Genomic DNA, 18,078 nt, shown 5'->3' on the forward strand with positions numbered 1-18,078 from the left:
ACGATGACGCACCAGATTCACATCATCGGCGGCGGAATGGCCGGCAGCGAGGCTGCCTGGCAACTCGCCCGGCGTGGCTTTCGCGTGCGGCTTTCAGAAATGCGCGGCAGCGGCGAAACCACCGCCGCGCACCAGGGCGATGGCCTGGCCGAATTGGTCTGCTCCAACTCGTTCCGCTCGGACGATGACGAAAAGAACGCGGTCGGCCTGCTGCATCACGAGATGCGCCGCTGTGACAGCCTGATCATGGCCGCCGCCGACAAGGCGCGCGTGCCCGCCGGCTCTGCCCTGGCGGTGGACCGCGACGTATTCTCGGCCTCCGTCGAAGCGGCGCTGCGCGAACTGCCCAACCTGGAAGTGGTGCGCGAACGCGTCGATGCCCTGCCTGCCGAGGGCATGACCATCGTGGCCACCGGGCCGCTGACCGCTGCGTCGCTCGCCAGCAGCATCGGCACCGCCACGGGCGCGGAAAGCCTGGCGTTCTTCGATGCCATTGCCCCCATCGTCTATCACGATTCGATCGACATGGACGTGTGCTGGATGGCGAGCCGCTGGGACAAGGCATCTGGCCCGGAAAGCACCGGCAAGGACTATATCAACTGCCCGATGAACAAGGAGCAGTACCAGGCATTTCGCCAGGGCCTGCTCGATGGTGACAAGACCGTGTTCAAGGAATGGGAGGCCAACACCCCCTATTTCGACGGCTGCATGCCGATCGAGGTGATGGCCGAACGCGGCGAGGACACGCTCCGCTTTGGCCCGATGAAGCCGGTTGGCCTGGACGATCCGCGCACCGGCCGCTGGCCCTATGCCGTGGTGCAGCTGCGCCAGGACAACAAGCTGGGCACGCTGTGGAACATGGTGGGCTTCCAGACCAAGCTCAAGCATGCCGAACAGGTACGTCTGTTCCGCACCATTCCGGGCCTGGAAAACGCCGAATTCGCGCGGCTGGGCGGCTTGCACCGCAATACGTTTATTCACTCGCCTACGCTGCTCGATCGGCAGCTGCGCCTGAAATCTGCGCCGCGCATCCGCTTTGCCGGGCAGATCACTGGCTGCGAAGGCTATGTCGAAAGCGCGTCGGTGGGGATGCTGGCTGGCCTGATGGCAGCGGCGGAACTGGCCGGCCGGCCGTGGACGCCGCCGCCGGTAACCACGGCGCTGGGCGCCCTGCTTGGCCACATCACCGGGGATGCCGAAGCCGACACCTATCAGCCGATGAACGTGAACTTCGGGCTGTTTCCGCCGGTCGATCCATCGGTGAAGAAGAAAGTGCGCAAGGAAGCCTACACCACCCGCGCCAAGGCCGATTTCGGGCCTTGGCTTGAGACGTTGGCTTAAGGCTTCCACCACCCCCACCCCCCTCTTCTAAAGAGGATGGGGCTTTCAGATCAATGCCTTACCTCCCCCTCCTCTTCAGAGGAGGGGGTCGGGGGGGTGGTGCGAAGCCTTACCCAAGCCTCAGAAAGCTTCCTCGGCAAAGTCCATGACCGAGCCCTTGCCGGCCTTGATCGCCAGGTACAGCGAGGCCGACTGCGGCAGCAGCTTTTCATAGAAGAAGCGCGCGGTGTCGATCTTGGCCTTGTAGAACGCCGCTTCGCCAGTGCCCGACATCAGCTCGCGCGAGGCAAGCTTGGTGGCCTTGGCAAAGCAATAGGCCATGGCGACCAGGCCCATCAGGCGCAGATAGTCGGTTGCCGCCGCGCCGCCTTCCTCAGGGTCTTTCATGCCACGTTCGGCGATGATTGCGGTTGCACCCTGCAGCGCTTCGAAGGCGCGCTTGAGGCCGGCAACCATCTTGCCGATCGCCGGATCTTCCAGGTTGGCGTCGATGAAATCGCTGACCGGATGGAAGAAGCTGCGCAGATAGCGGCCCATTTCGGCGGGCAGCTTGCGGCCCACCAGGTCAAGCGCCTGGATGCCGTTGGTGCCTTCATAGAGCATGGCGATGCGCGCATCGCGCATATACTGCTCCACCCCGCTTTCGCGAATGAAGCCATGACCGCCATAACACTGCACGGCAAGGCTCGCGCTTTCGAGGCCCAGGTCGGTGAACATCGCCTTGACCACCGGGGTCATCAGCGCAACGAAGTCCGACGCGCGCTGGCGCTGTTCCGGCTCTGCCCCATGCTTTTCGGCATCGAGCGCGCGGGCGACCCACGCGGAAACGCCACGGCAGCCTTCGTTCCACGCGCGCATGGTCAGCAGCATGCGCCGCACATCGGGATGCACGATGATCGGATCGGCCGGCTTGTCGGGATGCTTGGTGCCCGACAGCGAGCGGCCCTGGAGGCGATCCTTGGCGTACCACACGGCCGACTGATAGGCAGCCTCGCCAATGCCCAGGCCCTGGATGCCCACGCCCACGCGCTCGGCATTCATCATCGTGAACATGGCTTCGAGGCCGCGATGCGGTTCGCCCACCAGCCAGCCCTTGGCATCTTCGAACAGCATCTGGCACGTGGCCGAAGCCTTGAGACCCATCTTGTGCTCGATCGCGGTGCAGCGCGCACCGTTGCGCACCGACGGGTTTCCGTCAGCATCGGGCAGGTACTTGGGCACCAGGAACAGGCTGATGCCCTTCACGCCCTTGGGCGCATCGGGCAGGCGCGCCAGCACGAGGTGGACGATGTTGGTCGTCAGGTCATGCTCGCCGGCCGAGATGAAGATCTTGGCGCCCGACAGCTTGTAGCTGCCATCTTCGCCCGGTTCGGCGCGGGTGCGCAGCAGGCCCAGGTCGGTGCCGCAGTGCGGCTCGGTCAGGCACATGGTGCCCGACCATTCGCCGCTGACCATCTTGGGCAGGTATTCCTGCTTGAGCGTGTCGTTGGCATAGACGGTGAGCGCGGCGATGGCGCCGTTGGTGAGGCCGGGATAGAGGCTGAACGACACGTTGGTGGCGCAGATCATCTCTTCCACCAGCTTGCCCACGGCCTCGGGCGCGCCCTGCCCGCCCCATTCCGGCGGCAGGACAAGAGCGTTCCAACCGCCCTCGGTAAAGGCCTTGTAGGCCTCGATAAAACCCTTGGGCGTGCGGACCACGCCGTTTTCCAGGGTGCAGCCTTCCTCATCGCCGCTGCGGTTCAAAGGCAGCAGCACGTCCTGGCACAGCTTGGCGGCTTCAGACAGCACGGCCTCAGTCAGGTCAGGCGTGAAATCAGCAAGCGCGGGAATGTCACCAAAGCCGTCGTCGGTGTGCAATTCGTTGAGCACGAAGCGCATGTCGCGCAGGGGAGCGGTATAGATCTGCATGGCAAATCTCCTCAATCAGTTGCGAAGCGGCTTGCCGGTCTTGAGCATATGCTCAATCCGGGCCTGTGTCGCGGGGTTACGGACGAGGCTGGTGAATTCCCGGCGTTCGGCAGCCAGCAGTTCATCCTCGGTCACGGTATCGATCAGGTCAGCATCGCCGCCGGTCAAGATGCGCGCAAGGGCACCCGATACCACCTCGTCATGCGAGGTGGCCATGCCGCGGGCGCGGAAGCCCTGCACCGCCATGTCGAGCGCGGCCTTGCCACCGGCACCCGGCAGGCGGAACACCGGCGGTTCGGGCGGCTGATAGCCTTCAGCCAGGGCCAGAACGCGGGCCTTGGCATCGGCCAGAAGACGATCACGGTTCATCGTCACCTGGTCGGTCGGGCGCAGGAAGCCGAGTTCGATCGCCTGGGCGGCCGACTTGGACACCGTGGCGGTCGACACCGTTTCGAACACCTTGGCCACGGCCGGCATCGGCCCCTTGGGCAGCGCCGGATTGTGCCGCCAGCGATCGAGCAGTTCGCCATTGCCGCCCCAGCCCGGCACGAGGCCGACACCGCATTCGACCAGGCCGATATAGCTTTCGGCGTGCGCCTGGATGGCGTCGCAATGCAGCAGGACTTCGCAGCCGCCGCCCAGCGCCATCCCCGATGGCGCGCCGACCACCGGGAACGGCGCATACTTGAGCGCCTTCATCGCCTGCTGGCCACCGGCAACGAGCTTTTCGATCTCGCCCCAGGCGGCGATGTTCATGGCGAACAGCGCCAAACCCAGGTTGGCACCCGCCGAGAAGTGGCTGCCTTCGTTGTAGATCACCAGGCCCTTGAACTTTTCCGCCACCAACGGAATGGCCTGGCCGATCAGCTTCATCACCTCGGCATCGAGCGCGTTCATCTTGCCGGTGAATTCCAGCGCGGCAACGCCATCGCCAACGTCCCAGAGCGCGGCAGAGGCGGTCTTGAGCAGGGGCTTGGCGGCCAGCTTGATGTCTTCGAGCAGCACCACACCCGCGGCACGCGCCACATCGTGGTATTCCCCATCAAGGCCCAGCGCCTGGCGCTTGCCCGCTTCGACCCGATAGAACGGCCGACCGGCGGCCAGTTCCACGATCGCCGGCACGGGCTTGCCTTCGGCCTTGAGGCGTTCGGCAAAGGCGGCCGTGCCGAGCTTGTCGATCAGTTCGAACGGGCCGGACTTCCAGTTGTAGCCCAGCTTCATCGCCACATCGATGGCAACGATATCGTCAGACGCGCTAGGCACGAGCGACGCGGCATAGGACAGCGTCGGCGCCAGCACGGCCCAGGCATAGGCACCCAGCTTGCCGGGCAGGCCAACCAGCGCCTTGAGATCCTTGAACACGGCGCCGGGCAGCGATGGCGGCTTGGCGGCAGCGCGGTATTCGCCGGTGGCCAGATCGATCGCTTCCTTGCGCTTGCCCGCCTCGCGGTTGAGGCGATAGAAACCGCCCTTGCCCTTGCGCCCGGTATAGCCATCGGCGATCATCTTCATGATCAGCGGATGATCGATCGCGATGGCGCGATAGGCATCATCTTCCGGCAGCGTGGCGGTAAGGCTCGCCTTCAAGTGCGGCATCAGATCGATGCCGACCAGGTCAACCAGGCCGAACACGCCGGTCTTGGGCACGCCCATCGGCTTGCCCACCACGGCATCGGCTTCTTCCACGCTCAGCCCCAGATCGATCGCGGCGTTGATCGCCTGCTGGATCCAGAACGTGCCGACGCGGTTGGCCAGGAAACCCGGGGTATCCTTGGCGCGTACCACGGTCTTGCCCAGCGCGCGATCGGCAAAATCGCTGACCTTGGCGACCAGCGCCGCATCGCTGGCCGGGCCAGCGACGACTTCAAGCAGGCGCATGTAGCGCGGCGGGTTGAAGAAGTGCGTGATCAGGAAATCACGGGCAAAGCCTTCGCCGCGCCCGGCGATCAGTTGTTCGAGCGGGATCGTCGACGTGTTGGACGAAACCGCCGTGCCGGGGCGGCGCACGCCTTCCAGCTTTTCGTAGAGCGCGTGCTTGAGATCGAGCCGTTCGACAATCGCTTCGATCACCCAGTCGCACTCGGCAACGCGGGGCAGATCGTCTTCGATATTGCCAACCTCGACCAGCTTGGCGGCGCGCTTGCTCATGAACGCCGCCGGCTCTGCCTTGGCCAGGCGATCGAGCGCGCCCTGGGCCACCGCATTGCGGTCGGCCGGATCGCGCACGATGTCGAGCAGCAGCACCGGCACGCCGGCGTTGGCCACCTGGGCGGCGATGCCGGCGCCCATGGTGCCCGCGCCGATGACGCAGACCTTCCTGATGGACTCGCTGTGGGTTGCCTCTGGCATCAGATCGCCTCCAGAACCGTGGCGATGCCCTGGCCGCCGCCGATGCACTGCGTGGCGAGCGCATACTTGCCGCCCGTGCGCTGCAACAGGCTGGCCGCCTTGCCGACGATGCGCGCGCCAGTGGCGCCCAGCGGGTGGCCCAGCGCGATCGCGCCGCCATCCAGGTTGATCTTCGCCTGATCGAGGCCAAGATCGGCAATGCAGGCCAGCGCCTGGCTGGCAAAGGCTTCGTTCAGCTCGATCACATCGAGATCGGACACGGAAATGCCGGCACGCTCCAGCGCCTTGCGGCTGGATTCGACCGGGCCGATGCCCATGATTTCCGGCGCGCAGCCGGAAATGGCCATGGCCTTGATCCGCGCCAGAATGGGCAGGCCATGGGCGCGGGCATAGTCTTCGCTCGCCACGATCACCGCGCTCGCGCCATCGGTCAGCGGCGAGGATGTGCCGGCCGTGACCGTACCGGTGGCGCTGAAAGCGGGCTTGAGCCCGGCGAGCGTTTCGGCGGTGGTGCCGGGGCGCGGGCAGCCATCGGTATCGACCAGGCCAGCCTTGGTTTCGATGCCGACGATCTCGTCCTTGAGCTTACCAGCGGCGATGGCGGCAGCAGCCTTGTCCTGGCTGGCGACGGCAAAGGCTTCCTGTGCCTGGCGCGACAGGCCATACTGGCTGGCGAGGTTTTCGGCGGTGTCACCCATGCCGATATAGGCCTGGCTGGCCTTGGCCAAGGCCGGATTGGGCAGCGGGTTGAAGCCCATCATCGGCACCCGGCTCATCGATTCGACCCCGGCGGCGATGAACAGCTCACCCGCGCCGGCTGCGATCTGGCCCACGGCATAGTGGATCGCGCTCATCGACGAACCGCAGAAGCGGTTGACCGTCATGCCGCCGACCGAACGCGGCAGGCCGGCAATCATGCCGATCAGGCGAGCAACGTTAAAGCCCTGTTCGCCTTCGGGAAAAGCGCAGCCGACGATCAGATCCTCGATCGCGGCGGCGTCAATGCCGGTGCGCTGGACCAGCGCCTTGACCACGGCCGCGGCAAGATCGTCGGGCCGGGTACGGGCAAGCGCGCCCTTGCCGGCAAGGTGGAACGGTGACCGGGCATATCCGGCAATGACCGCATTCGGCATGATTTCTGGCATCCTCGTCAGGTGGGGCAGCTGCCGCCTGTGCCTCCGATACCACGGAATCACCCTTGGCGCTGCTTTCGTCCGTAATGGTGCTCAACTTTCCCTATACGTCAACCAAAATTTGGGGCATAGAGTGAGTCGCACACCGGCAAAGGCAAGAAACGCCGGGTGATAACCGGATACCGAAACGCACGAAGCGCGCTTTGGGTTCTTGGGTCGAGGATGAAGAACGATGAGAGGTAAGCCGTTATTGGCCATCACCGTAATGTCCCTGATGGGGGCAGCGGCGGCCACCTATGCTCCGGCCTCCTACGCTGCCGGACAATCCGCATCCGAACAGGCCATCGGCCGCTGGGCCACGCCCACCAAGCATGGCATCGTTGAAATTGCCCCGTGCGGCGCGTCGATCTGCGGGCGTCTGGTTGAATCCGACAGCATCCGCGCCAATCCGGCCTTCGCCGATGGCAAAAACAAGAATCCGGCCCTGCGCAGTCGTCCGCTCAAGGGGCTGACCATTCTGCAAGGTTTTACGCGCAGCACCGACGGTTGGGAGGGTGGCTCGATCTACAATCCCGAAGACGGCGGCACCTACAAGGCGACGATCACGATCGCCGATGCTGACACGCTCAAGCTCAAGGGCTGCATCGTGTGGCCCTTGTGCAAGACCCAGACGTGGAAGCGCCTGCGCTGATGCAGCCGGAGCCGGCCAGACCAAACACCACCGGCTCCGTTGAAACCACAGACACCACAAAAATTCGCATGGGAGTGAGAGAGAGATGAACCTGAACCACCGCCGCACGCTGGCCTGCGCCGTGCTTCTGGCCGGCACCGCCGGACTTGCCAGCCCTGCCCTGGCAGGCGGCTTTTATCTTCAGGACCAGTCCGCCAAGGCCACCGGCCGCGCCTATTCGGGCGAAGTGGCCGACACGGGCGCGGAAAGCCTGTGGTGGAACCCTGCCAGCATCGGCGGCATGACCGGCGGCGAAGCCATGCTGAGCGCCACCGGCATCCTGCCCTCTGGCGACGTGGTCAACAACGGCACCCTGATCAAGCGCCCTGGCCAGCCTGCCACGGCCGTGGGCGGCGACAGCGTGGCCCACAACCCGATCCACAAGGGCGTCGTGCCCTCGGGCGCGATCGCGCATTCGCTGGGCAACCGTGTCGCCGTGGGCTTGGCGGTGACTGCGCCGTACAACTTCACCACCGAATATTCGAACAGCAGCTGGGCACGCTATACCGCGCTGACCACGCGCCTGCGCACGATCGACATCCAGCCCTCGCTGGCCGTGCAACTGACCCCGGTGATTTCCATCGGCGGCGCAGTGAACGTTGAGCATGCCGATGCCACGCTGGGCAATGCCCTGCCCAACCTGCTGGCCGTGCTGCCCGATGGCAGCCAGACGCTTAGCGGCAAGGGCTGGGATGTGGGCTGGTCGGCCGGTACGCAGTTCCGCGGCAAGACCGTGACCGTGGGCCTGAGCTACAAGTCGGCCATCAAGCACAAGCTCAAGGGTGACGTGACGATTGCCGGCCTGCTCGGCCCGCTGGCGGCGAACAACGCCAACATCTCTACCGAGGCAGACTTTACCACGCCCTGGCAGCTGACGTTCGGTGGCCGCTGGACGGTAACGCCGGGCTTTACGCTCAACGCCCAGGCAACCCGCTTTGGCTGGTCCAAGTTCAACGCGATCCAGCTGGGCAGCCCGCTCAACACCGCGATCCCCGAAGACTATCGCAACACCTGGGCGGTTGCCGTCGGCTTTGACGCTGACCTCAGCCCCAAGTGGACCGTTCGCGGCGGCGTGCAGCGTGACGTTTCGCCCGTTCGCCCGAACGAACGCGATGCCCGCGTGCCCGATAGCAACCGCTGGAACTTTGCCTTGGGCGCCACCCATGCGTTCAGCCGCGCGTTCAAGATCGACGTTGCCGCCAACTACCTCACCCTCGCCGATGCGCCGGTCAACCGCCTGACCGCCGCCTATGCCGGCACGCCGGCGCAGACCCCGATCCTGGTCAACGGCATGCTGCAAAAGGCCCATGTCGTGGTGCTGTCGCTGGGCGGACGGGTCGCTTTCTGATCGCCCGAAGGCGCCGGGGCCATCTTGGCCTCGGCGCCATTTCCCTCCCTCTTGCCGGAACCTGACATGGTCGCTGCCCCCCCGATCGAGGCCACACCCATCGCCCCTTCACGCGCACCCGACAGCCTGCCGCCAGACTGGTCACCGCCGGCCATGCTGCTGGGTGACTTCATGGACAACGCCGTGCGCGATCATGGCGACCGCCCGGCGGTGGACTTCATGGGCCGCACTTGGACCTATCGGGCGCTGGGGCGGATGGTCGAACGGGCGGCGCGCGGCTTTCAGGACCTGGGCCTGGGCAAGGGCGATCGGGTGGCACTGTGCCTGCCCAACACGCCCTATTACATCGTGCTCTACTTTGCCGCGCTCAAGATCGGCGCGGTGGTGGTCAATCTCAACCCGCTCTACACCCAAAGCGAGATGCGCCATCTGTTGACCGACAGCGGCGCCCGCGTTGTTGCCGTGCCAGACCTGCGCGAAATCCACGGCAAGGTACGCGCCATTGCCGACGAATGTCAGTTGGCCACCATCCTGGTCTGCCCGATGGCCGGCATCCTGCCCCGGGTAAAGGCATGGGGCTGGCGCCTGTTCAAGCGGCGCGACCATGCCCGCTATGCCCATGATGCGCTGCACATGCGCTTTTGCGACCTGATCGCACGCGGCGATCCGCCCCGACCCGTGGCGCTGGTGCCCGATGACCTGGCCGTGCTGCAATATACCGGCGGCACCACCGGCACGCCCAAGGGCGCGATGCTGACCCATCGCAATCTCACGGCCAATGCCCTGCAGCAACAGGCGCATATCCATGGCGATCTGCCTGCCCCGCAGCGCACGCTGGCAGTGCTGCCGTTCTTCCACGTCTTTGCGCTGACCGCCGTGCTCGATTTCTCGATCCTGGTGGGGTCGGAACTGGTGCTGATGCCGCGCTTCGAAATGGACGCGATGCTGGCCACCATCAAGCGCAAGCCGCCCACGCTGTTTTTCGGCGTGCCGACGCTGTTCATCGCGATGAACGCGCTCGACGATGCCAAGATTCCCAAACTGTCGGCACTGCGCGCCTGCATTTCCGGCGGTGCGCCGCTGCCGCTGGAAGTGCGCCAGACGTTCGAACAGCGCACTGGCGGGCGTATCTGCGAAGGCTATGGCCTGACCGAAGCCTCGCCCATCGTCACTTGCAACCCGGTTGATGGCGATATCCGCGCCAACAGCTGCGGCCAGGCCTTCCCGGGCACCCAGATCGAGATCCGCGACCCCGAAAACCCCGAGACGATCCTGCCGCTGGGCGCCAATGGCGAGGTCTGCGTGCGCGGGCCGCAGGTGATGGCCGGCTATTGGCAGCGCCCCGACGACACCGCCAAGGTCTTTGTCGATGGCGCGCTGCGCACGGGCGACGTGGGCCACCTCGACGAAGATGGCTATCTCTACCTGGTGGACCGCCTCAAGGACGTGATCCTGAGCGGCGGATACAACGTCTATCCGCGCGTCATCGAGGAAGCGGCCTATCTCCATCCGGCAATCGAGGAAGCCATCGCGATCGGCATTCCCGATCGCTATCGCGGGCAAAGCGCCAAGCTGTTCGTCAAGCTGCACGACGGCCAGAACGTCTCGCCGCAGGAGCTTCTCGATTTCCTGACCGAGCACCTCAACAAGATCGAGGTGCCGCGCGCTGTCGAAATTCGCCAAAGCCTGCCCAAGACCATGGTGGGCAAGCTTTCGAAAAAGGAACTGGTCGCCGAAGAGCGTGCCAAGGCCGAGGCCGCCACGCCCGCGGTTTAAGTGCAAGGCGCGATTGGGGGCAGTTGCAATCCACATTTTGCGGCGCAATAGGTAGCGCCATTCTGGGGGGAAAATTGGCCACCATGATCGATACTTTGCCCGATCCGCCCGAACCCACGGCGGAACCAACGCCCGCCGCGCCCGAGGATGGCCTGCAAGGCATCCAGGATGTGGCGCGCCGCCTGGGCGTGACGCACCGCACCTTGCGCTTTTACGAGGACAAGGGCCTGATCGAGCCGGCGCGGGTGGGCAACACGCGCATCTATTCGCACCGCGAAGTGGCACGCATGCAGTTGATCCTGCGCGGCAAGCGGCTGGGTTTCAGCATCCGCGAGATCAAGGAATTCCTCGATCTCTACGATGTCGATCCCACCCGGCTGGAGCAATTGCAGCATCTGGTGGCGCATATCCGCAGCCGGTTGCGCAAGCTGGAAAGCCAGCACAGCGCCTTGCTCAAGACCATGACCGAGCTTCAGGCCATGGAGGCCGAGGCGATCGACAAGATCGGCGAGCTTACGAGTTCACCGCGGGACGAAAACGCCGCTTGAACAGGCGCGCGGGCAGCGCATCGGCCGTGCTGACGATGATGATGCCCGCCAGGATCATCAAGGCGCCGCCGATGAACGCGGCGTCCAGCTTGTCACCCAGCACGATCACGCCGGCGGCCACACCAAACATCGGCGTCATGAAACTCAACACCCCCAGCCGCGCCGCGCTGTAGCGCCGCAGCAGGGCATACCAGGTGAGATAGCTGAGGAACGCCACGACCACGACCTGGAACGCCATGCTGGCCAGGAGCGGGGCGGTCAGGCTCACGGCCGTTTCACCCAGCACCGGCGCGGCCAGCGTGCACAGCACGAAAGCGCCCATCAGCTGATAGAACAGCGTGACGGAGGCCGGTGCATTGGCCAGCGAAGAATTGCGCAGCACCAGCGTGGTGCAGGCCCAACCGCAGGCGCCGCCCAGCGCCAGGGCATCGCCCAGCCGACCATCGGGATAGCCCGCCCCTTCCTTGCCGCCGCTGAACGCCAGCACCACGCCTGCAAACGACAGCGCGATGCCCACCCACTGGCCAGCGCGCAGGCGCTCGTCAGGGCGCAGCAGACCCAGCGCCAGGGCAGCGCCAATTGGCGCGGTATAGAGATAGATGGTGACGTGGGAGGCGCTGGTGAAGCGCAGCGCTTCGCCCGCCAGCAGGAATTCGGTGCCAAACAGCAGCCCGATGGCCAGGCCCGGTGCCAGGGTCTGGCGGTTGATCACCCGCCCTTCCCCACGCCACAGCACAATGGCCAGCGTGGCAAGGCCCGCCAGGCCCGAACGCAGGCCCATCTGCAACAGCGGGCTCATCGCGCCCGCCACCAGCTTGATGGCAACCTGCTGCGAACCCCAGATCGCGCAGAGCACGATCATGATGGCAACGGCAGCGGCATCGACAGGCTTGCGATCGTTCACAAACAAAAGGTCCGGGCTGAAATGGTGTCGGGAGAAATTCCCGCGCGCCTTAGTCGATAATCGTGCCGGGAGCCAGCCATTGGAACCCAGCCATTGGAACGTTGCGCGTTTCGCCCGCTCTAGGGGAAATGCCGCAGGGGCGCCTTACGCCGATTTCAGCCCCGCCCCCGTAATCCATGGTGCGTTCTGCGGAGTGTGCCATGAGTTTTACCCTCAGCCTTGGCCCGGTGGCCAACATGCAAACCATCACCACGGCCTGGTCGAACATGACCGAGTCCCTGGAAGCGCATGCCGCGATGGTGCTCGACCTGTCGGATCTGGTCGATGTCGATCTTTCCCTGGTGCAGCTGGTGGAAGCGGCGCGCCAGCATGCCCTGCGTGACAGCCGCGCGCTGCGTCTGTCGGCGCCGGCCAATCCGGCCGTGACGGCACTGCTGCGCCGCGCCGGGTTCCTGACCGATCCCAGCACCGAAACCCTCGATTTCTGGTTTCACGGAGAACTCCCGCAATGACGGCCTCGATCCTCACCGTAGACGATTCCAGCAGTCTGCGCCTTGCCACGCGGATCGCGCTGACTGGCGCAGGCTATAGCGTGACCGAGGCCTGCGACGGGCTGGAAGGCCTGGGCAAGGCGCAGGGCCAGAAGTTCGACATGATCATCACCGATCTCAACATGCCCAACATGGATGGGCTGAGCATGATCCGCGAGATCCGCAAGCTGCCCGTGCAGATGGGCACCCCGATCATCTTCCTCACCACCGAGTCAGATGATGCCATCAAGCAGGAAGCCCGCGCCGCTGGCGCCACGGGCTGGCTGGTCAAGCCGTTCCAGCCCGATCAGCTGCTGCGCATTACCAAGAAGGTGCTGGGCCGGTGAGCGAAACAGATCCCATTGCCGCGTTCCGCGTGGAAGCTGGTGACCTCCTCGACCAGATCGAACAGGCACTGCTCGATCTGTCGAACCAGTTGGACGATCGCGGGCTGATCGATGCGGTGTTCCGCGGGCTGCACACGCTCAAAGGCTCGGGCGCGATGTTCGGCTTTGATGCGCTGGCCACGTTCACCCACCATTGCGAAACCGCATTCGATCGGGTGCGCAAGGGCTTGTTTCCCGCCACGGCCGAACTCGTTCACGTGATCCTGTCGGCGATGGATCATATGCGCGCGCTGGTCGATGGCGATGGTGCGGGGCTCGAGGCGACAGGCGATGCGATCCTGGCGCGGCTGCATGCCGCCCTGCCGGAAAGCGGCGCAATGCCTACCACGGCAGCGGGCGAAACAGCCCCGCCAACACCAGCGGCAGCCACATCGACGACTGGTGGATGGCATCTGCGTTTTCGCCTGCCCGCCTCGGCCATGGCCAACGGCACCAATCCGCTGAGCCTGCTCGACGAACTGCGAGCATTGGGCGAATGCCGGGTGGTGGCGCTGTGCGATGCCTTGCCCGCCCTGCCCGATCTGGTGCCAACCGAATGCCTGATCGGCTGGGACGTGACACTGCTGGGCGAGATCAGCCGCGACGCGATCGAGGACGTGTTCATCTTCGTGATGGACGACATGGATATGGAGCTGACCCCGCTGGCAGCAACGGCGGCGGAGACGGACGGGGCCACGACCGCAGCCGCGCCGGGCGCCGTTGCTGCCGCTGCCACGGGAACGCCAGCGAGCGTCGCTGTCCAGGTGCCGGCCCAGGCCGATGCCGCCGCCCGCCAGGCGCCGCGCGCCGGGGAAAGTGTGCGCGTCCCGGCCGAACGGCTCGACGTGCTGATGGACCGCGTGGGCGAGCTGGTGATCGTGCAAAGCCGCCTGTCGCAATTGGCGAACAGCGGGCTGATCGGTGCGTCGGGCGAAGTGGCGCTGCGCTCCATCTCGGAAGAGATCGAGCGCCTGGTCAGCGAAATGCGCGACACCATGATGGTCTTGCGCATGGTGCCAGTGGCCAACCTGTTCGGCCGCTTCCGCCGCCTGATCCACGATCTGGCGCGCGACACCGGCAAGGCGATCGAACTGCTGACCGACGGCGAATCCACCGAGGTGGACAAGACCGTGACCGAGCAATTGGCCGATCCGATCGTCCACCTCATCCGCAATGCCTGCGATCATGGCCTGGAAACACCCGAGGAGCGCCTGGCCGCCGGAAAGCCGGCCACTGGCCGCGTCATGCTGACCGCCGCCCATGCCGGCGGTGAGGTGCTGATCACCATCACCGACGATGGCCGGGGCATCAACCGCGAGCGGGTGCGCGCCAAGGCGGAGGCGAACGGCCTGATCCAGCCCGGCCAGAGCGTGACCGATCACGAATTGTTGCAGATGATCTTCCACCCCGGCTTTTCCACGGCCGCCCAGGTCACCAACCTGTCTGGGCGCGGTGTTGGGATGGACGTGGTCAAGCGCACGATCGAAGGGCTGCGCGGCACAATCGATATCGCCAGCCAGGAAGGCCAGGGCTCCACCTTTACCCTGCGCATCCCGCTGACGCTGGCGATCATCGAGGGGCTGCTCGTGCGCGTGGCCAGTGGCTGCTATGTCATTCCATTGGCGGCGGTCGAGGAATGTATCGAGCTGTCTGCCGAGGAAGACCTGCGCACGCGCGGCCGCAGCATGATCCGCCTGCGTGATGCGCTGGTGCCGTTCCTGCGCCTGCATGACCTGTTCGAGACCGGCGCCCAGCCCGATCAGCACCAGAAGATCGTGGTCATTTCCGCCGCAGGGGAACGTGTGGGCCTGGTGGTCGACCAGATCATTGGCAGTCACCAGACGGTGATCAAGTCGATGTCTGGCGTGCACCGCGCGGTCAACAGCTTTTCGGGCGCCACGATCCTGGGAGACGGCAGCGTCGCTCTCATTCTCGACATCATGCAACTCGTGGCCACCGGCCAGCAACGGGAGGCACGGCTGCGCGCCGTGGGCTGACACCATGACCGACACCCAAAAGACCCGCTGGGACGAACACGGCAACCTGGAAGTGCTGACGTTCGACGTTGGCAGCGAATGCCTGGCGATCGAGGCGACCGACATTCGCGAAATCGTTGACCTTTTGCCCGAAACGCGCGTGCCCGGCGCCGCGCCGCTGGTCGCCAGCATCGTCAACTATCGTGGCAAGATCATTCCGATTGCCGATCTGCGCGTGGCTTTCGGCATGGCGATCACCCCGCCAACGCCCGACAGCCGCATCGTGGTGATCGAAACCCAGATCGATGGCGAGATGACGCATATCGGCCTGCGCACCGACAAAGTTCATGAGGTGGCGATGCTGTCGCGCAGCGACAGTTCCGATCCGCCGCAGGTTGGCCTGCGCTGGCGCCGCGAATTCGTGCGCGAGTTCGTGCGTCAGGCCGACGGGGTGATCGTGCTGCCGGCCCTTTCGGCCATTTTCGAAGCGGCACCACGCCAGCTCGGCGGGGGTAGCCTGGCGGCTTGATGGCCCCTGGCGATGTCTTTGCCAACGATCGCAACCCGATGACCAAGCCTGATGCGGCCCCCCTTTCTGGCCGCCAGCGACGCGCCAGAAACAAGGATTTTCCCACCATGCGTGCCACGATCAAGTTGAAACTGGGAGCTACCTTCGTCGCCCTCATCATCCTGATGATGGCCATCGCCGGCCTGTCCATCAATGCGCTGGGTTCGCTCAACACCAGCATCGCCGACCTCATTTCCGGCCCGGCAGCCCGCCTGTCACTGGCCCAGCAAACCGCCATGACGATGAGCCAGCTGGTCCGTTTCGAAAAGAACATGGCGTTGACCAGCGACATGGATCTGACGCGCGAGTGGAACACGCAGTCGGACAACACGGTGCGCAAGGTCAGCGAAATGCTCGATCAGGGCCGCCAAACCGCCACCGACCAAACGCGGCCGATGTGGAACCGCGCCGATGAACAATGGGCTACGCTAAAGGACGCGAATGCCCGCATGCGTGCGCTGGCCATGCGCAACCAGAACGATGCCGCCGGTCAGATCTCGATCACCGATGGCCGCCGTGCGGCAGTGGAGCTGGAAAAGACGCTCAACCAGATCGTCGATGACCAGGGCAAGGAGATGAAGGCCGCCGGCACGGAAACCGCCAATCTCTACGGTTCGGTGCGCAGCACGCTGATCGTCACCACGCTGCTCGCACTGATCGTGGCGGTGGCCGGTGCCGTGTGGATCGGCCGGATGGTGGCGCGCGGCCTGCGCCAGATCAACACCGCAGTGGGCACCGTAGCCGAGGGCGATCTCGACAACATGATCGACATGAAGGGCGATGACGAGATCGCCGATGTCGTCCGCTCGCTCAACACCATGATCGGCAATCTGCGCAAGACCGCCCTGTTTGCCGACAATATCGCCCTGGGTGACCTGTCCAACGACGTGGAACTGCTGTCTGACCGCGATCGGCTGGGCAAGGCACTGATGGCGATGATTGCCAACATGCGGGCGGCCGCCACAGTGGCCAACAGCCTGGCCGATGGTGATCTGACGGTAAACCACGCTGCCCTATCCGACCGCGACCAGTTGGGCCTGGCCCTGGTGGCAATGATTGACCGCCTGCGCAACGTGGTCAGCGAAGCGACCGGTGCATCGGAAAACGTCTCGTCCGGCAGCCAGGAACTCGCCGCCAGTTCGGAACAGCTCTCGCAGGGCGCGACCGAACAGGCTGCGGCGGCGGAACAGGCTTCGGCTTCGATGGAGCAGATGGCCGCCAACATCAAGCAGAACGCCGACAACGCGGCCCAGACCGAAAAGATCGCGCGTCAATCGGCCAAGGATGCCGAGCAATCAGGCGTGGTGGTCAACCGCGCGGTCGATGCGATGCGCACGATCGCCGAAAAGATCGGCATCGTTCAGGAAATCGCCCGGCAGACCGATCTGCTCGCACTCAATGCCGCCGTCGAAGCGGCCCGCGCCGGCGAGCATGGCAAGGGCTTTGCCGTGGTAGCAAGCGAAGTGCGCAAGCTGGCCGAACGCAGCCAGAGCGCGGCCTCGGAAATCGTCGCCGTATCGTCCGACACGGTAAAGGCTGCGGCCGAGGCCGGCGACATGCTGAGCAAGCTGGTGCCCGACATCCGCCGCACGGCCGAACTGATCAGCGAGATCAGCGCAGCCTGCCGCGAACAGGATATCGGCGCCACCCAGATAAACGAAGCGATCCAGCAGCTTGACCAGGTGACCCAGCAGAATGCCGGTGCCTCGGAAGAGATTTCGGCCACGTCGGAAGAACTCGCCGCCCAGGCCGAAGAGCTGCAGGCGAGCATCTCGTACTTCCGCGTCGATCCCAATGCACGCACCGCATCGCGCAGCGCCGCGCCCGCAGGCCGGGCCAAGGCGATCGCCACAAAACCTGGCAAGACTGCCGCCAAGCCTGCCCGCAAGGCGGCGCGCCCCGGCTCGATCGGCGATCAGCAGGCGCGGCTCAAGGGCTTTGCCATCGATCTCTCGGCTGGAACGGCCGATGCCGACGATGCCGATTTCGGCCAGGCCGCCGCATGACCGCCCCCCGTTCCTTGGCCGAAGCGCCCGCCCGCGATGATCTTCAGGTCGTGACGTTCGGCCTGGGGCGGGAAGTCTTCGCCGTGCCGGTGGTGCTGGTGCGCGAAATCCTGGATTATCAGGTGCCCAGCCATATGCCGGGCGGACCGGTGCATTTCCTGGGTCTTACCGACGTGCGCGGCCAGGGCGTGCCCACACTAGACTTTCGCCGCCGCCTGGGGCTGCCATCAGTAGAACCTACGCTGGCCACGCGCATCATCATTCTGGATGTGCCGCTGCCCGATCGCACCCTGGCACTGGGCGTGGTGATCGATCGTGTGCTGGCGGTGGTGACGGTGCCGGTCGATCGTATCGAAGCGGCGCCCGATATTGGCACCGCGTGGAACGCGGGCTTCGTCCAGGGCGTGGTGCGCGAGGCGGATGGGTTCATCGTGATCCTTGACCTGCCGCGCATCTTTGCTGGCGACGATCCCGTGCACGCCGCAGGCACCGCTACCGTCGAAAACGCTGCAGGCGGGAGGCTGGCCATGTCCACCGCTGCCTGAACCGCCCCACTCGCCCATCAATTCTGC

General features: G+C 65.2%; 15 protein-coding genes. 11 read left to right on the forward strand and 4 right to left on the reverse strand.

What is annotated here, in order from left to right; genetic code table 11:
- Positions 1 to 3: 3 nt before the first annotated feature.
- Positions 4 to 1,341 carry a methylenetetrahydrofolate--tRNA-(uracil(54)-C(5))-methyltransferase (FADH(2)-oxidizing) TrmFO gene (trmFO, locus tag C8K14_RS07355; RefSeq protein ID WP_107716192.1) on the forward strand — a complete coding sequence of 446 codons (1,338 nt, stop codon included), beginning with the start codon at positions 4 to 6 and terminating at the stop codon, positions 1,339 to 1,341.
- Positions 1,342 to 1,461: 120 nt separating this feature from the next.
- Here the strand turns inward: trmFO and C8K14_RS07360 are convergent, their stop codons facing one another.
- From C8K14_RS07360 to C8K14_RS07370, 3 genes are read right to left on the reverse strand one after another with little or no spacing between them, the layout of a single operon-like run.
- On the reverse strand, positions 1,462 to 3,252 hold the full coding sequence (locus C8K14_RS07360; protein ID WP_022678488.1) for an acyl-CoA dehydrogenase C-terminal domain-containing protein: 1,791 nt from the start codon (positions 3,250 to 3,252) through the stop codon (positions 1,462 to 1,464).
- Positions 3,253 to 3,267: 15 nt separating this feature from the next.
- Positions 3,268 to 5,601 (reverse strand): 3-hydroxyacyl-CoA dehydrogenase/enoyl-CoA hydratase family protein, encoded by a 2,334-nt coding sequence (locus tag C8K14_RS07365; RefSeq protein ID WP_054131140.1) that lies wholly within the window; start codon positions 5,599 to 5,601, stop codon positions 3,268 to 3,270.
- On the reverse strand, positions 5,601 to 6,734 hold the full coding sequence (locus C8K14_RS07370) for a thiolase family protein (protein WP_062784758.1): 1,134 nt from the start codon (positions 6,732 to 6,734) through the stop codon (positions 5,601 to 5,603). Before C8K14_RS07370 ends, C8K14_RS07365 begins: the two co-directional genes overlap by 1 nt.
- A 265-nt stretch (positions 6,735 to 6,999) precedes the next feature.
- On the opposite strand from C8K14_RS07370, the gene C8K14_RS07375 reads away from it, so the two are divergent.
- The 4 genes from C8K14_RS07375 (at position 7,000) to C8K14_RS07390 (ending at position 11,136) form a co-directional block, all read left to right on the forward strand.
- Positions 7,000 to 7,425, forward strand: a complete 426-nt coding sequence (locus C8K14_RS07375) for a DUF2147 domain-containing protein (protein WP_054131141.1) — start codon at positions 7,000 to 7,002, stop codon at positions 7,423 to 7,425.
- A gap of 85 nt (positions 7,426 to 7,510) precedes the next feature.
- On the forward strand, positions 7,511 to 8,812 hold the full coding sequence (locus C8K14_RS07380) for an OmpP1/FadL family transporter (protein ID WP_054131142.1): 1,302 nt from the start codon (positions 7,511 to 7,513) through the stop codon (positions 8,810 to 8,812).
- Positions 8,813 to 8,965: 153 nt separating this feature from the next.
- Positions 8,966 to 10,588: a long-chain fatty acid--CoA ligase gene (locus C8K14_RS07385; protein WP_107716291.1), complete on the forward strand. Its 1,623-nt coding sequence runs from the start codon at positions 8,966 to 8,968 to the stop codon at positions 10,586 to 10,588.
- Between the two features lie 83 nt (positions 10,589 to 10,671).
- On the forward strand, positions 10,672 to 11,136 hold the full coding sequence (locus tag C8K14_RS07390; RefSeq protein ID WP_054131267.1) for a MerR family DNA-binding transcriptional regulator: 465 nt from the start codon (positions 10,672 to 10,674) through the stop codon (positions 11,134 to 11,136).
- Here the strand turns inward: C8K14_RS07390 and C8K14_RS07395 are convergent.
- Positions 11,102 to 12,040 carry a DMT family transporter gene (locus C8K14_RS07395; protein WP_028658446.1) on the reverse strand — a complete coding sequence of 313 codons (939 nt, stop codon included), beginning with the start codon at positions 12,038 to 12,040 and terminating at the stop codon, positions 11,102 to 11,104. The genes C8K14_RS07390 and C8K14_RS07395 overlap by 35 nt on opposite strands.
- Positions 12,041 to 12,240: 200 nt before the next feature.
- Here C8K14_RS07395 and C8K14_RS07400 point away from each other — a divergent pair, with 200 nt between their 5' ends.
- The 6 genes from C8K14_RS07400 to C8K14_RS07425 all read left to right on the forward strand — a co-directional run bounded on the left by C8K14_RS07400 (position 12,241) and on the right by C8K14_RS07425 (position 18,051).
- Positions 12,241 to 12,552 (forward strand): STAS domain-containing protein, encoded by a 312-nt coding sequence (locus C8K14_RS07400; protein ID WP_221291506.1) that lies wholly within the window; start codon positions 12,241 to 12,243, stop codon positions 12,550 to 12,552.
- Complete coding sequence (locus tag C8K14_RS07405) at positions 12,549 to 12,917, forward strand: response regulator (protein WP_022678497.1); 369 nt, start codon at positions 12,549 to 12,551, stop codon at positions 12,915 to 12,917. The genes C8K14_RS07400 and C8K14_RS07405 overlap by 4 nt, the downstream gene beginning before the upstream one ends.
- Positions 12,914 to 14,953, forward strand: a complete 2,040-nt coding sequence (locus C8K14_RS07410; protein ID WP_107716193.1) for a chemotaxis protein CheA — start codon at positions 12,914 to 12,916, stop codon at positions 14,951 to 14,953. The genes C8K14_RS07405 and C8K14_RS07410 overlap by 4 nt, the downstream gene beginning before the upstream one ends.
- A 4-nt stretch (positions 14,954 to 14,957) precedes the next feature.
- Entirely contained in the window at positions 14,958 to 15,461 is a 504-nt protein-coding gene (locus C8K14_RS07415) for a chemotaxis protein CheW (protein WP_022678498.1), read from the forward strand.
- Between the two features lie 107 nt (positions 15,462 to 15,568).
- Positions 15,569 to 17,506, forward strand: a complete 1,938-nt coding sequence (locus C8K14_RS07420) for a methyl-accepting chemotaxis protein (protein WP_107716293.1) — start codon at positions 15,569 to 15,571, stop codon at positions 17,504 to 17,506.
- On the forward strand, positions 17,503 to 18,051 hold the full coding sequence (locus C8K14_RS07425) for a chemotaxis protein CheW (RefSeq protein WP_107716194.1): 549 nt from the start codon (positions 17,503 to 17,505) through the stop codon (positions 18,049 to 18,051). Before C8K14_RS07420 ends, C8K14_RS07425 begins: the two co-directional genes overlap by 4 nt.
- Positions 18,052 to 18,078 lie beyond the last annotated feature (27 nt).

The organism is Novosphingobium sp. GV079 (genome assembly GCF_003058045.1).
GTDB lineage: Bacteria > Pseudomonadota > Alphaproteobacteria > Sphingomonadales > Sphingomonadaceae > Novosphingobium > Novosphingobium capsulatum.

What these genes read in the sequence shown, in the direction of transcription:
- trmFO (WP_107716192.1), top strand. Translation starts at nt 4, where the DNA reads ATGACGCACCAGATTCACATCATCGGCGGCGGAATGGCCGGCAGCGAG.
- C8K14_RS07360 (WP_022678488.1), bottom strand. Translation starts at nt 3,252, where the DNA reads ATGCAGATCTATACCGCTCCCCTGCGCGACATGCGCTTCGTGCTCAAC.
- C8K14_RS07365 (WP_054131140.1), bottom strand. Translation starts at nt 5,601, where the DNA reads ATGCCAGAGGCAACCCACAGCGAGTCCATCAGGAAGGTCTGCGTCATC.
- C8K14_RS07370 (WP_062784758.1), bottom strand. Translation starts at nt 6,734, where the DNA reads ATGCCGAATGCGGTCATTGCCGGATATGCCCGGTCACCGTTCCACCTT.
- C8K14_RS07375 (WP_054131141.1), top strand. Translation starts at nt 7,000, where the DNA reads ATGTCCCTGATGGGGGCAGCGGCGGCCACCTATGCTCCGGCCTCCTAC.
- C8K14_RS07380 (WP_054131142.1), top strand. Translation starts at nt 7,511, where the DNA reads ATGAACCTGAACCACCGCCGCACGCTGGCCTGCGCCGTGCTTCTGGCC.
- C8K14_RS07385 (WP_107716291.1), top strand. Translation starts at nt 8,966, where the DNA reads ATGCTGCTGGGTGACTTCATGGACAACGCCGTGCGCGATCATGGCGAC.
- C8K14_RS07390 (WP_054131267.1), top strand. Translation starts at nt 10,672, where the DNA reads ATGATCGATACTTTGCCCGATCCGCCCGAACCCACGGCGGAACCAACG.
- C8K14_RS07400 (WP_221291506.1), top strand. Translation starts at nt 12,241, where the DNA reads ATGAGTTTTACCCTCAGCCTTGGCCCGGTGGCCAACATGCAAACCATC.
- C8K14_RS07405 (WP_022678497.1), top strand. Translation starts at nt 12,549, where the DNA reads ATGACGGCCTCGATCCTCACCGTAGACGATTCCAGCAGTCTGCGCCTT.
- C8K14_RS07415 (WP_022678498.1), top strand. Translation starts at nt 14,958, where the DNA reads ATGACCGACACCCAAAAGACCCGCTGGGACGAACACGGCAACCTGGAA.
- C8K14_RS07420 (WP_107716293.1), top strand. Translation starts at nt 15,569, where the DNA reads ATGCGTGCCACGATCAAGTTGAAACTGGGAGCTACCTTCGTCGCCCTC.
- C8K14_RS07425 (WP_107716194.1), top strand. Translation starts at nt 17,503, where the DNA reads ATGACCGCCCCCCGTTCCTTGGCCGAAGCGCCCGCCCGCGATGATCTT.